Annotated in this window: 8 protein-coding genes; 6 read left to right on the plus strand and 2 right to left on the minus strand. The window is 71.0% G+C overall.

Annotated elements, in window-relative coordinates; all coding sequences use genetic code 11:
• Positions 1-27: 27 nt before the first annotated feature.
• Both DZA62_RS03560 and DZA62_RS03565 read left to right on the plus strand, forming a co-directional pair.
• Positions 28-1,650 carry an extracellular solute-binding protein gene (locus DZA62_RS03560; RefSeq protein ID WP_157987445.1) on the plus strand — a complete coding sequence of 541 codons (1,623 nt, stop codon included), beginning with the start codon at positions 28-30 and terminating at the stop codon, positions 1,648-1,650.
• Positions 1,651-1,665: 15 nt separating this feature from the next.
• On the plus strand, positions 1,666-6,369 hold the full coding sequence (locus tag DZA62_RS03565; protein ID WP_116947351.1) for a stalk domain-containing protein: 4,704 nt from the start codon (positions 1,666-1,668) through the stop codon (positions 6,367-6,369).
• An 18-nt stretch (positions 6,370-6,387) separates the two neighbouring features.
• Here the strand turns inward: DZA62_RS03565 and DZA62_RS03570 are convergent, their stop codons facing one another.
• Both DZA62_RS03570 and DZA62_RS03575 read right to left on the minus strand, forming a co-directional pair.
• Entirely contained in the window at positions 6,388-7,125 is a 738-nt protein-coding gene (locus DZA62_RS03570; RefSeq protein WP_116947352.1) for a polysaccharide deacetylase family protein, read from the minus strand.
• Positions 7,122-8,927, minus strand: a complete 1,806-nt coding sequence (locus DZA62_RS03575; protein ID WP_157987446.1) for a hypothetical protein — start codon at positions 8,925-8,927, stop codon at positions 7,122-7,124. The genes DZA62_RS03570 and DZA62_RS03575 overlap by 4 nt, the downstream gene beginning before the upstream one ends.
• A 251-nt stretch (positions 8,928-9,178) precedes the next feature.
• Between DZA62_RS03575 and DZA62_RS03580 the strand changes: the two genes are divergently transcribed.
• The 4 genes from DZA62_RS03580 (at position 9,179) to DZA62_RS03595 (ending at position 14,552) form a co-directional block, all read left to right on the plus strand.
• Entirely contained in the window at positions 9,179-11,620 is a 2,442-nt protein-coding gene (locus DZA62_RS03580) for a glycoside hydrolase family 3 C-terminal domain-containing protein (RefSeq protein ID WP_116947354.1), read from the plus strand.
• Positions 11,621-11,768: 148 nt separating this feature from the next.
• Complete coding sequence (locus DZA62_RS03585; RefSeq protein ID WP_116947355.1) at positions 11,769-12,548, plus strand: maleylpyruvate isomerase family mycothiol-dependent enzyme; 780 nt, start codon at positions 11,769-11,771, stop codon at positions 12,546-12,548.
• A gap of 107 nt (positions 12,549-12,655) precedes the next feature.
• A complete protein-coding gene (locus tag DZA62_RS03590) occupies positions 12,656-13,549 on the plus strand; it encodes a phosphodiesterase (RefSeq protein WP_116947356.1) in 894 nt (297 codons plus the stop codon).
• Between the two features lie 121 nt (positions 13,550-13,670).
• Positions 13,671-14,552, plus strand: a complete 882-nt coding sequence (locus DZA62_RS03595) for a MurR/RpiR family transcriptional regulator (protein ID WP_116947357.1) — start codon at positions 13,671-13,673, stop codon at positions 14,550-14,552.
• The last annotated feature ends 20 nt before the right edge of the window (positions 14,553-14,572 follow it).

Here is a 14,572-nt window from a genome sequence, read left to right on the forward strand (position 1 = left end):
CCGAACCCCTCAGCGTGGAGGTTCCTCGTGTCCCCTCTCGATCGACGACAGTTCCTCCGCGGCGCCGCAGGCGTCGCCGGGCTCTTCTCGTTTCCGGCGCTGCTGTCGGCCTGCGGCGGGTCCGGTTCGCCGGCCTCGTCCGGAGGCGGCGGATCGGCGGTCGCGCTGCCGACCTACGTGCCGTTCGACGGCGTCACACCGGACCTGGCGGGCGAGGCCGGGCGCAGCGACCCGGTCTACTTCCGTTACCCGGCGAATCCGGCCCGCCTGCACGACGCCGTCCCCGGTGACGGCGCTCCGTTCTCGGCCCTCGTGATCGCCGATCAGGCACCGCCCGCCCTGGCGGACAACGCCTACTGGCAGGCGCTCGACGAACGCCTGGGTTCCCCGTACGAACCGGTGTTCTCCCCAGCGGCGGACTACGCCAACAAGTTCGCGACCGTGACGGCGGGCGACGACCTTCCGGACTTCTACCTGATCCTGCCGACCGCACCGGCGATCCCGCAGCTCCTCGCGGCGAAGGCCACCGACCTCTCCGAGCAGCTCAGCGGCGACGCCGTCGAGGCGTACCCGGGCCTGGCGAACCTGCCGACCGAGTCGTGGCGGGGCACCGTCTTCGACGGGCGCATCATGGCGCTGCCGATCACGCGCGGTTTCTCGACGAGTTGGATCATGTACAAGCGGCTGGACGTCCTGGAGCCGCTCGGCCTCGGTCACGACCCGACCAGCTATGACGAGTTCGTCGCCATGCTGACCGAGGCGAACGACCCCGCGTCGAGCCGGTGGTCGCTGGCGTCCCTGCCGACCGACTTCATCCGCCAGATGCTCGGCATCCCGAACCAGTGGTCCGAGGACGCGGGGGAGTTCACCAGCGCGTACGAGCACGAAGCTCAGGAGGAGGCGCTCGAGGGGGCGCGACGGATCTGGGAAGCCGACCTCATCAACCCGGACGCCCCCGCAACTCACGACTCCCAGCAGCGGGAATGGCTGCTCAGTGGCACCAGCCTCTTCGTCTGGAACACCCTGAGCGGCTGGGCCACCGTCGCCGGAGGCGGGGGCCAGGTCGACGGATACGTCGGCTCGGCGATGGTCCCGTCCGGATTCGACAGCGGCACCGGCACGCCCTACCTCGGCAACCCGAACCATTCGATCGTGGCCATCAACAAGGCCAGCGGCGATCGCGTCGAGACGCTGCTCAAGATCGCCGACTGGCTGGCCACGCCGTTCGGGACGGAGGAGTGGCTGTTCCGTCAGTACGGCATCCTCGGTGAGCACTACACCATGGGCGCCGACGGTCTGCCCGTCACCGACGCCGACCGCGCACCGGAGAAGGGGCTCGGGCAGGGGTACGTCAGCGCCCCACCCAACGTCTCGATGTCGGCGGACAAGGACCTGATCACCCGGCGGCACGAGTTCGAGCACACCTGGACGGAGAACGCGATCCCGAACCCCGCACTGAGTCTCTACTCGGAGACGCAGAGCCGGCAGGGCGCCGCACTGGAGACGGCCATCAAGGCGGTCGAGGCCGACATCGTGCTCGGTCGTGCCCCGGTGTCGTCGTGGCGGGACGCGGTCGCCGACTACCTCTCCGGCGGCGGCGACGCGATCAAACGCGAGCTCGCACAGTCCTACCAGGCCAGCAACGGCTGAGAGCGGGGCCGGGCCATGACGCGACTCCACTCGACGACGAGCCGGACCGGCGAACGGACCACCACGCGCCGGACCTTCCTCCAGGTCGCCGGCGCTCTCGGCGCCCTCGCCGCTGCCGGGTCGTCCACCCCGGCATGGGCTGCTTCACGCGCGACCACCGCGACGAGCCCCTCCGGGTGGCCTTCGGACCTGCCGGGGACCCTGCTGGACGAGACGTTCGCCTTCATGGTCGATTTCGACCCTCGTGGCCTGACGGCGTCCGGCTGGGAGCTGCGTGACCTCGCCGGCCGCATCAGTTATGCGTTCGGCACCTGGATGCGTACCCAGGACGCGTCACCCGAGCTCGGGACCGGCCTGTACAAGACGTTCCGCGCGGTCACCGCCGGCCGGCTGATCTGGGACTTCCGGTTCGAACCATTGAGCCCGATCGACGGAGCGTCGTTCATGCTCACGTCGGCCGGCCGGCCGGCCGTCGTGCTCGCCGTGGCGGACGGCGAACTGACCTATGTCGTCGACGCCGGTCCAGTCAGCCTCACGGCCGTCGTGGAGGGCGATGTCTACGGCGTCCGCGTGATCACCGACCTGACCGCTCGCACGGTGGACGTGATCGTCAACGGTGCGAGCCTTGTCTCAGGTGCGGCGTTGTCCAGCGACCGAGGCACGCTCGACGGCGTCCATCTCACGAGTGGGACAGACGCCGCCGGCGACATGTACCTCGGCCCGATCCGGATCGTGGCGAACCACGAGCTGATGGAGGACTTCGTCGCCGTCGCGCCGGGTTCCGTGCCGGATCACTGGACGACGTCCGGCGAGGTGACGGTCGTCGACGTGTCCCACTCCCGTCGCGCGGACAACTTCTGCGCCGCGATCGCCTCGTCCACCGCGTCCACGACGACCATCCCCATGCCTCCTGTCGAGCAGCCGTTCGTCGCGGAGGTGGCGTTCCTCGCCGAGTCGGTCCCGGGTGGACTGGAGATGGTGATCACCCCGGGTTCGGGGATCGAGGTGCGGCTGAAGGTCGCGTCGTCGCAACTCTGGATGCGGGCTTCGGGCGGCGGCGACCGGCAGGCGTCATTCGTGAACTTCGCCAATCGCATCTGGCATCACGTCCGCGTCATCGTGTCCGGTGGTGTGGCCGACCTCTGGCACAACGGCAAGAAGCGACTCACCGGCATCGTTCTTCCCACCGTGAGCGGCGGATCGCCGGGTGTCGCGATCAGCCTCCCCGGCGGGGGCAGGGTCCTCGTCGACGACCTTCGCGTTCGGGCGTGGAACGGGTATCCCGACGACTACGTGCCGGAGCCGCAACCCGTCGCCACCGGTGACCAGCTGATCGGCGTCCAGTCCTGCAACCTGTGGCGGGAGGGATATCACCGCGGATGGGACGTCATCAACCCGCATCGCGAGCGCAGACCGCTCCTGGGCTACTACGACGAAGGGGATCCGGAGGTCGCCGACTGGGAGACGAAATGGCTGGCAGAGAACGGCGTCGGCTTCCAGATGTACTGCTGGTACCGGCCGCAGGGAGGCAAGGGCACGCCCATCAAGATGCCCCGTCTCGGCATGCACCTCCACGAGGGCTACTTCGCGTCCCGGTGGAGCGAGCACACCCGCTTCATGATCCAGTGGGAGAACTCCGGTGAGCCGACGGACTCCGAGGACTTCCGGCGCCATCTCGTCCCGTTCTGGCTCGAGTACTACTTCAAGGATCCGCGCTATCTCCTGATCGACGGCCGGCCGGTGCTCGCGATCTACAGCATGGGGAAGCTCGTCGAGCATTTCGGCTCCGTCACCGCCGCCCGTGCGGAGCTCGACCACCTCGAAGGCGTGGTCGTGTCGGCCGGTTTCCCGGGGCTCGCCGTCATCGGCAACAGCGCCGGCACCTTCCCCGACCTCCAGCTCGACGGCGAGTACTCCTACACGCGGAAGGGGTACTTCGACACCCAGACCGCGGCCATGCTGCAGCGGCGCCAGTCCACGCCGACCGACGTCCTGCCGACGGTCGCCCACGGCCGTAACGACGTCGCCTGGAACGGCCCCGGTGGTGAGTACGCCACGCCGCAGGTGTTCGAGCGGATCCTCCGCTGGGCGAAGGACGAGTTCATGCCGGCAGCACCGGACGGAGCCCTGTCGCGGCGCCTGCTCCTGCTGGCGAACTGGAACGAGTTCGGCGAGGGCCACTTCCTCTTCCCGTCCGCACTGGCCGGGTTCGGCTATCTCGAGGCGGTGCGCCACGTGTTCGGCGCCACGCCCGGACCCGTCAACGTCGCCCCGACACCGGCCCAGGCGCGTCGTGTCGGCGTGCTGTACCCCGAGGGCCGGGTGCTGCCGGCCGCCGTCGGCGAGGAGCCTCCGAAGACGGACGAGTTCACGTACGCCTGGACCTTCGACACCGACGGCGACCTCGAAGGCTGGACCGACCTGCACGGCACCATCGACGGGTTGCGGGTCGAGGGCGGCGCGCTGCGCGGCACCGCGACCACGGCCGACCCCGTCGTGGCCACACCCGCCGGACTCGCCCTCGACGCGGCCGACCACCCCTACGTACGGGTGCGCCTGCGCACGAGTGTGCCGACGGAACAGGAGCTGTACTTCGCCCAGACCGATCGACCGGACTTCTCCCGCGAGCGCGGCATCGTCTTCCACGCGGATCCGGACCCTGACGGATGGGTCGAGGTCGACGTGCCGATGTGGCGCTGTCCCACCTGGCAGGGAACCATCTCGCAGCTCAGGATCGATCCCCTCGTCACGGCCGGGGACTTCGCCATCGAGGAGGTGCGGGTCATGAGGTCGCCGTCGCCGCCACCCCGTGTCGTCATCAACGGTCAACGTCGATCCGACGTCCCGATCGAGGCCGGCGGCGGTGGTGTCCTCGTCGCGGCGCTGCCCGTGATGAAGGTCCTCGGCCGTCGCGTGGAGTGGGACCCGACGACCCTCGCCCTCCGGGTGCTCAACGGGCAGAGCATCGTCGAGACGACCATCGGGCGACGGGCGGGACGCCTCGATGACCGGCGCTTCGTGACGAGGGTGGCGCCGCAGCTCGATGAGCACGGGTGGCCGATGCTGTCTCCGGCGTTCTTCACCGAGACCATGGGAGCCACCGCCGAGTGGGACGGCACGACGCTCACCCTCGACGTGCCACCTCCGCCGGTGACGACCTTCCGAGTGGCCCCGGACGGCAGCGGCGACTACCTGTCACCCGCTCTCGCGGTGGCAGCCGTCGTCGACTCCGGCCCCGAGCGTCCTTACGTGATCGAGGTCGAGGCCGGTACGTACACCGAGACCGAATGGACCGTCCCGCCGTACGTGACCATCCGGGGTACGAACCGGGACACCTGTGTCCTGGCCGGTGCGCTGCCCGACGACGCTACGGACGCGGCGATCAGCTCCACGTCGACCGTGTGGTTGAAGCAGACCGCCACCTTGGAGAACCTGACGATCACGGCGCGGAACATGCGCTATGCCGTCCACTCCGAGAGCTCTGGCAACAACCGTGACGCCAGCCACCTGGTGCGCAACTGCCACATCGAGCATGCGGGGAACGACGGCGCCCGGACCTGGCGTCGCGCGCACCCGGAGAGCGGACTGTCGGCGTCGGCGGTCTGGAGCTCGGACCGTCCCTGGGGCTACGGCTCGGCGAGCGGCCTGACCGCCGAGTTCGTCGACTGCACGTTCGTCGGCGTCAAGGAGCCGTGGTACGTCCACACCAACAAGGACTTCGCCGCGCCGAACGTGAACACGCTGTCCGGGTGCACGTTCCGGCAGACCGGGCCGTTGACGGCCTCGGCGCTGACCGTGCAGTCGCTCGGTTCCGGTCAGCGCGACGTCGTGACCATCTCGGGCTCCGTCTTCAACGGCGTCTACCTGCGTCATGACGACCGGCCCTGGATCTCCGAACGCGCTGAACGGCAGCTGGCGAACCACGCGGAGATCGCGCTGACCCTGACCGACTGCACGCCTCTCGGTTACCGCCCGAACCTGCGGGGAAGGGCTCTGCGCCTCACGGCCCTGGACGCGGCCACCGACGCCACGATCGCTGTCGGTGGTTCGGCCGCGGCCGTGCTCTTCGGGTCGCCGACGGTGCGACCCGGCGGAGGCGGCGTCGCCGGCTACGTCTTCGGATCATGGGACATCTCCGGCATCCTGGCCGGCCTGCGCAACGACGTGGCGGTGGCGAACACCCTCGGGCGGCGACTCGGTGACTGCCGGAGCGCGCCGCTCGAACTCGTCGTCACGGCGGGATCAGCGGGTCCGGTGGTCGTGCCGTTGGCCGAGGACTTCACCGGCGCCGACAACCAGACCGTGATCGGATTGATCAACCAGGCGCTGGACGGCCTGGCCGTGGCGTCGGAGTACGACGTCGGAGCGGGGGAGACCTACCCGGCCTTCACCGACCGCGAGGTCCAAGGGGTGAACGTCGGGGCCGCCGGGATCGCGCGATGGAGCGCCGTCGCGGTCGTCGACGGCGGCATCACCCTCGTCGCTTCGGGGCCGGCCGGCGGAATCTCCATCGAGCAGCTCGCGCCGGGGCGATCGGGGCGCGTGCTGCTTGCGGGCATCATGTGGAAGGCCCAGCTGCGCGGACTCGAGGACACGACGATCCCGCAAGGAGCGACCGTGTACCTCTCCGACGACCGGCCGGGGGAGTTCGCGCTGACCGGGACGCGAGTGTTCGGCCAGGCCGTCATCGACGACTGGGTCCCTTTCGACCTTCGCTGACGACCGCGCGGAGGGTGCTCAATCGGGGAGGTCGTCGAACGCACGCAACGCGACGCCGCGTTCGACGGCCGCCTCGAGCACGCTGCGAAGGCGCTCGGGCGTGATGAAGTTCCGTCCGCCGGCCATCCCGTCGTCGTGGCCGGCGATGTCGTGCGCATAGAGACACAGGCTGCGCCCGGATTCGGCCGCGCCGTCGAGCAGGCTCACGACCACGGCCGAGTCGTCCGGGTTCGCCGTACCGCGACGCCCGACATCGATGCCACGCGCGGCGATCACTCGTGGGCAGTGCGCCAGGGCGGGATCGAACAGCACGTCATGCGCCGAGGCGTCGGCCGCCCGTGGAGAGGTCGCTCTGATCCAGGAGAAGTGCTGGAGGAGGATCGTGTCGGTCTCGGTGGTGCGCCGGCCGTACGGGTAGGCGAAGTCGCGGCGGCCGAGGCCGCGGGCGGCGAGACCGCTGATCGACGGAGCGATCTCGGCCGAGGCGTATTCATCGGCATCGTGCTCGGCGAGGAAAGCCGGGGCGTCGAGGTGACGCAGGCCATGGGATGCCACGGCGTGGCCGTCGGCCGAGAGCCTGCGCAGCATCGTGGCCTCGGCATCGGACAGCCCGTCGACATGGGAGACGAAGAACGTGACGCGGGCGTCGAGCTCGAGGAACAGCTCCCGTTGCGAATACCACTGGCCCACGCTTCGGTCGTCGAAGGTGAGATAGAGCGCCGGGCCGGCGGCGCCGCCGCGGTACGGGCCGGTCATCGGCCCGACCCGGTCAGCCGGTAGCGCACGCGCAGGGGTTCCGGCCGGAGCTGGCGGAACTCGACGATGCGTCGCACCGCGCCAGGGTACGGATCGTCGCCGTCGGAGACACTCAGGTTGCCGTCGGTCCCGTCGAAGTCGATCGTGAACCGGGCGCCCGTCGACCGCGCGTCGACGTGGACAGCTCCGTCGCCGACCCACAGTCGTTGATCGCCCCGGAGGACGACCGGGATGCGCTGGGTCAGGGCGGTGCTCCGATAGGCGGTCATGGTGATCGTGTGGTCGTCGAAGACCCAGTCGTTCTGCTGGACGTTGGCGCCGTCGTGCGTGCGCAGGCCCACCTGGGAGACCGCGGCCGACGGATCGGCCAGGAGCGGCGAGTTGGGCGGCGGGCCGTCGAAGAACTGGGCGAATGCGTCGTCGTCGGCCATCTCCTGGCCATCGGGGCCCAGCGTCGTCCACACCTGCCTCGACGGTCCGTTCATTCCCTGCACCACCGCGCCGAGCTCTGGATGCCACAACAGGCCGGGTCCGGTCCTGACGCGGTCGCCGGCACGCAGGCCCAAGGTGGCGCACAGGTAATAGCCGGGCCGGCGGACGAACAGGAACTGCTGGTGGCGCGCATCGTGGCTCAGCTCCGTCCAGCGATCGCGGGAGAGGTAGGGCAGTCGCGCCTGGGCTGCCTGTTGGAGGGTGCTCGATGGGTAACCGTCGGCCGCGGCATCGTCGAGCAGACGGGTGCTCGTGCCCGTGGTGATCGGTTCGATCGGCTCGTCGCTGGTGGCCCACCGCCGTTGCATCGCGTCGTGGTCGTCGCGCGTGGCCACGAACGCCGCAAGATCCGGCGCCGAGTCGCTCAGCGAGGCGGTGCGGGCTCCGAACCGGGTGTGATCGGCGGCGACGGACGTGACGGGGGTCGAGGTCCTGGCGTTCGCCGCGACGTTGAGCATGTACACGCCTTCGCCGGGTTCGAGAACGGCGTTGCGCGCATACCAGTCCACAAAGCGGCGCACCGCGCCGTCGATCGGCGGGATGTCGTCCCTGGCCGCGAGGTCCGCCAGTCGCGGGAGCATCACGGTCATCGAGTAGCCCAGGTCGGTACCGGTCGGTTCGTGGAAGAAGCCGGCCGCCGACTGGCCCGTGCACAGCAGGTGGGTGAGGCGTTCGACGACCCGGCGACGTCGCTCCGGGTCGAGCGGGTCCGCCAGCGGCTGGTGGCCCTGGGCGACGTCGAGGAACCGAAGTGCCCCGGCGAGGGCGCCGGTGGGCTGGTTGACGATGGGGGTGTAGTCACGCCACCAGACCTGCGTGTTCGCGGGAGTCGCGTACCAGTCGACGGCCTGTCGGACGGCCCCGGCGATCGGCGCGTGGAGCACGGTGAGCTCGTCGGCGGCCACGAGCAGCTCGAGCGACGAACCGAGGGACTCGATGGCGAAGCCTGTGGCCGAGCGTGAGTGTTGCTCCGGGGCGTACTCGGGCCAGGCGCCGCTGGCGTGCTGGAGCTCGAGATATCGATCGAGGGCGGCATGGGTCCGCTCGCGCAGCGCCTCGTCGCGGTAGTAGGGGTTCCACGGGCGCTCGCGGGTGAGGAACCAGACGAGGATCGCCGAGTACTCCTGCACCCTGGCGTCGAACGGCCGGTCTCCCGGCCGCCACCACCCGCCCGTGATGGCGCCGCGCGGGTCGTCGGCGACGCCGTTGGCGATGTCGGCGAGTGTCACCAGGACGGCCGCGAGACATTGCTCGCGGCCGGCGAACGAACGGCGGTCTGGAGGCGCTGCCAGCGGGGCGACCAGGTGCATGGGCCAAGTATGGCAGGCCATGAGCAGTGTGTGCGATACTGCCCACACATAGTTCAGTAATGAACATGCCGACCGTGGCGGCCGCTGGAAGGCGCGATCCTCACCGGCGCGACCCGAACTCGTGATCGTCGAGGAGCGTTGTGAGGTCCACCACCGCAACGGGCCCGGTTCGGGTCGCCGCCCACGCCCGTCGGCGGGCGCGTCTCTGCGACCGCGCCGTCGGTGACGGATCGACAACTCAGGAGGAAGCGATGACCCCCAGTCGCGAAGTCGGCGACCACGTCCTGCGTCCACTGGCCGGGAAGCTGACCCTGGAACAGAAGGTCCGGTTGCTCACCGGCGCGAACATGTGGAGCACGCATCCGGAGCCGGCGATCGGCCTGCGCCGGGTGGTCGTGTCCGACGGTCCGAGCGGCGTGCGCGGCGAGACCTGGGACGAGGGCGACCCCAGCCTCAACCTGCCGTCGGCGACGGCGCTCGCGGCCACCTGGGACCCGGCGATCGCCTACCGGTTCGGCGCCGTCCTGGCCGCCGAGGCGCGACGCAAGGGCGCGCACGTCGTGCTCGGCCCGACGGTGAACCTGCACCGCAGCCCGCTCGGCGGCCGGCACTTCGAGGCCTACTCCGAGGACCCCTTGCTGACCTCGGATCTCGCGGCGGCGTACGTCCGTGGCGTGCAGGACGGCGGCGTCGGCGCCTGCCCGAAGCACTACGTCGGCAACGACGCCGAGACCGACCGCTACACGGTCGACGTCATCGTCTCCGATCGAGCCCTGCGTGAGCTGTACCTCGCTGCGTTCGAGGACACCGTGGTGCGTGAGCGGCCCTGGACGGTGATGGCCGCCTACAACGGCGTGAACGGTGCCTCGATGACGGAGAACCCGCTGCTGGCGGACCCGCTGTGTGGTGAGTGGGGGTTCGACGGCGTCGTGATCTCCGACTGGGGCGCCGTGTACCGGACCGCGTCGTCGGCGCGAGCGCGCCTCGATCTGGAGATGCCCGGACCGCACGGGGTCTGGGGCGAGCGGCTCGTCGAGGCGGTGCGGGCGGGCGACGTGCCCGAGGAGGCGATCGACGAGAAGGTGGTGCGCCTGCTCCGGCTGGCCGCCCGCGTCGGTGCGCTCGACGGCGTCGACGCGGCGGCCGGCCCAGGCGTTGTCGCCGCTCCCGGCGGTGCCGCGTTCACCCGCGACGTCGCCGCGGAGAGCGCGGTGCTGATCCGCAACGCCGGCGTCCTGCCCTGGGATCCGGCCGCACTGCGCTCGGTCGCCGTCATCGGGCATCACGCGCTGGTCCCGAGCACGCAGGGCGGCGGCAGCGCCATGGTGATCCCGCCGCACGTCGTCTCCCCACTCGAAGGGGTGCGCGTGGCGCTGCCGGACGCCGACGTCACCTGGAGCCTCGGCGCACTGGCCCAGGCACGCGTCGTCCCGCTGCCGCTGGACCGGCTGACCGATCCGGAATCCGGCCGGCCGGGAGTCCGGGTGCACGTCTTCGACGAGGCCGGAGAGATCGTGCGCGCCGAGCGCAGGGTGTCGGCCGACCTCAGCCACCTGGTTCGCGACCTGCCGCCGCGAGCGGCCTCGCTGCGGCTGATCACACGGTTCCGGCCCGCGGTGACGGAGACGGCGCACCTGGGCGTCACCGCCGTACGCGGCGTGCGACTGCGTCTCGACGGGCGGCTCCTGATCGACGAGGTGCTCGAACCGCCGGCCGCGACTGTGCTGCCGCCCTCGGTGTCGGTACCGGTCGAGCTCACGGCGGACCGCGAGGTGGAGCTGGTCGTCGAGACCGACCTGCCGGAGCAGTCCGACCACATGCCGTTCTGGCTGGTCCTCGGCACCGATGTCGGCACCGCCGCGCCGGAGGACGAGGTGGCGGCCGCGGTCGAGGCGGCCCGCGCCGCCGACGTCGCGCTGGTCGTCGTCGGCACCAGCCCGCGACTGGAGCGCGAGACCGTCGACCGCACCTCGCTGGCCCTGCCGGCCGGGCAGGACGACCTGGTCCGGGCGGTCGCGGCGGTCAACCCGCGTACCGTCGTCGTGGTCAACGCCGGGTCGCCGGTGCTGCTGCCGTGGCGCGACGACGTCGCCGCCGTGCTGCTGACCTGGTTCGGCGGGCAGGAGTACGGGCACGCGCTGGCCGACGTGCTGCTCGGCGCCCGCGAGCCGGGCGGCCGCCTCCCGACCACCTGGCCCGCGGCCCAGGCCGACGTGCCGGTGCTGTCGACGACACCGGCAGACGGCCGGCTCGCGTACGACGAGGGCATCCACGTCGGCTACCGCGCCTGGCTGCGGTCCGGCGCCGCCCCGGCGCTGCCGTTCGGCTCGGGCCTCGGCTACACGACGTGGGAGCTGGGCGAGCTGTCGGTGCCGGCCGCGATCACCAACGGCGACGGGGTCGACGTCATTCTGAGCGTCACGAACACCGGGGCGCGCGCCGGCAAGCACGTCGTCCAGGTGTACCTCTCCCGCGACGACAGCGCCGTCGACCGGCCGGTGCGCTGGCTGGCCGGGCACGCCGTCGTCCGCGCCGGCGCCGGCGCGGAGCAGCAGGTCACCGTCCGGATCGGGGCACGGGCGTTCGCCCACTGGACCGACGCCGGCTGGCGCACCGAGCCCGGTACCTTCACCGTCCACGCCGGCCCGCACGCCTGGCACCTTCCCCGGGTCGCACACGTGTCCGTGACCTGAGCGAGCCCGGTCCGGGGACGTCTCGACCGATGAAGCCGTCCGAGCCCCCCGCGTGCCCGGCGGATCAGCACCAGTCGTTCGACTGATGCGGACCGGCCGGTCCCGCTCCTAGCATCGCCGGCATGAGAGAGCACTCGGAGGTGCAGCGATGGACACGTCCGCGTATCTGAACGTCGTCGTCGAACAGACGAACACGTTGGCAGGCTGGGTGCACGGGAGGGACGCGGCTGCCCCGGTGCCGACCTGTCCGAAGTGGACGCTGGCCGATCTCGTCGACCATGTCGGCGCGACGCAGCGGATGGTGGCGATGCTCGTGGGCGAGCGGATGACCGAGCCGAGCAGCGCGTACGCCCGCTACGTTCCGGGTCCGGCCGATCCGGCCGAGTGGAGCGCCTGGCTGATCGACGGCGCGGCCGAGGCGAAGCAGGCGTTCGCATCGGTCGCCGACGACACGCCGGTGTGGGATCCGTCCGGTGGCGACGCAGGCGTGCCGTTCTGGTCCCGCCGGCTGTTCGGCGAGGCGTGCGTGCATCGCGCGGACGCGGCCGCGGCGCTCGGTATGCGCTACGAGCTGGCGCCGGAGTCTGCCGTCGGGGCCATCGAGGACTGGCTGGACACGATGACGTCGCGCGGCTACTGGGAGAACAGGCCGGACTTCGCCGATGCGATGCGCGGCGACGGCCAGACCCTGCACTTCCACGCGACCGACGCGTCCGGGGAGTGGCTGGCACGCCGCGAACCGGACAGCGTCGTCCTGGAGCGCACGCATGCGACGGCCGACGTCACGGTCCGCGGCCCCGCCGCCGAACTCCTGCTCGTGGTCAGCAGGCGCCGCCCGCTGGACGCGGCTCCCGGCCTGGAGGTGCAGGGCGATCGGGCCCTGTTCGACCTCTGGATCGAGCACATGGACTGGGTCACCGACGGCTGACCACGCGTGGGCGCGATCTCGCGCCCGCTGCGTGACAGGGGTTCACGCGAGCTGTGCGCCAGCACCTACGGTGGGGGCGTCCAGCTCGCGTTCGTCCAGGAGGAGCCTTGTCGGCCTTCGGCCAGTACCCCGCGCCCGACTTCACCCTCGTGCATCTGAGCGATACGCACTTCCTGGCGGATCGAGAGGCGCTCTTCGGCCGCGTCGACACCGATCACGCGCTGGCTCAAGGTCTCGAGCGCCTGACGCAGGAGGTCGAACGGGCCGACGCGATCGTGGTGACCGGGGACATCGCGGACCGGGGTGAGCCCGGAGCGTACGACCGCGTGGCCGCCGCGGTCCGGCCGGCCGCCGAACGGCTGGGCGCGGAGGTCCTCTGGGTGATGGGCAACCACGACGAGCGGCCGGCCTTCGCCGAACGGCTCTACGGCGCGGCGTCCGCCGAGCCGCAGAACAGGGTGACGACCATCAACGGCCTGCGGGTGGTCGCCCTGGACTCCAGCGTGCCGGGCTACCACCACGGCCGGCTCGACGACTCGCAGCTGTCGTGGCTGGCCGACGTCCTGGCCGAGTCCGCGCCGCACGGGACGGTGCTGGCTCTTCATCACCCGCCGCTGCCGAGCCGGGTGGGTCTCATGGGCCTGGTCGAACTGCGCGATCAGGAGCGCCTGGCGGCCGTCCTCGACGGGACCGACGTGCGGATCATCCTCGCCGGTCACCTGCACTACTCGACGTTCGGCACGTTCGCCGGCATCCCCGTCGCGGTCGCGGCCGCCACGTGCTACACCATCGACCCGCTGGCCGGACGCCGCGCCCTGGTCGGCGTGGACCGCGATCACGCCTTCTCGATCGTCGAGCTCTACCGGGACCGCGTCGTGAGCTCGGTGGTTCCGGCCGCCCCGGCCGAACCCGTGACCGGCTACTCCGCCGAGTTCATCGCGAGGCTGGCCGCGATGACGTCCACCGAACGGGACGAGGCGTTCTCGCGCAAGACGCCGTAGCCGCACCCCAGTTCTCGCCTGCCGTTCGCCGTCGCGTCACCGCGCATCCCTTGCGGAATCTGATTCCGCCTGCAATCCTCATGCGGAACATTGTTCGATCCGAGGATGCGCAGAGGAACCGATGACTCACGACAGGTCCACCTCCACCGGCGGCGACGCCGCCGGCGTCGTCTCCGAACGGGTCCGTGCTCAGCTCCCGGCGCTGCCGACAGCCGAGGCGCGTGTGGTCAACGCACTCCTGGCCAGCGGGTCCGAGGCCATCCACCTGACGGTCTCGGACGTGGCCGAGACCGCCGGCGTCGGTGTCGGCACCGTGGTGCGCGCGTGCAAGTCGGTCGGCTTCAAGGGGTTCCAGGACGCCAAGATCGCGCTCGCGCAGGACCGCATTCAGGCGGGGACGCCGGTGCAGGAAGGCGTGGACGCCTCCGACGCACCGTCGGCGATCCTGCGCAAGCTCGCCGCCTCGACGGACGACGCGCTGCGCACCGCTCCCGGAAGCATCGACGCGGAGGCGCTCGAGCGGGCCGTCCAGCTCCTGGACGGCGCGCAGCGGATCCTGTTCCTCGCCGTGGGCACCAGCGCTCCGCTCGCCCAGGACGCCTCCTACCGGCTCGTCACGATCGGGCTCGACTCGTCCGCCCCCGTCGACGTGCACACCCAGCACGTGCAGTCCCGGCTGCTGCGCCCCACTGACGTCGCCGTCGTCGTCTCTCACACCGGTTCGACCACCGAGACCATCGCGGCCGCTCGGGCGGCGCGTGAGGCCGGCGCCCCCGTCATCGCGATCACCAGCTTCTCCACCAGCCCGCTGACCGAGCTGGCGACGGTCGCCCTGGTCGCCGGCAGCCGGGAGACGGAGTTCAGGGTCGAGGCGATGACCAGCCGATTCGTGCACCTGCTCATCCTCGACGGCTTGTACGTGTCGCTGTACCTCAGGAATGCCGAGCGATCGAGGGCCGCCCAGACGCTGATGGCGGACGCGCTCGCCGAGCACCGCTTCTGACTGGCACCACCTTTTCAGCA

Source organism: Jiangella endophytica, assembly GCF_003427025.1.
In the GTDB taxonomy this organism is placed as follows: Bacteria; Actinomycetota; Actinomycetes; order Jiangellales; family Jiangellaceae; genus Jiangella; species Jiangella endophytica.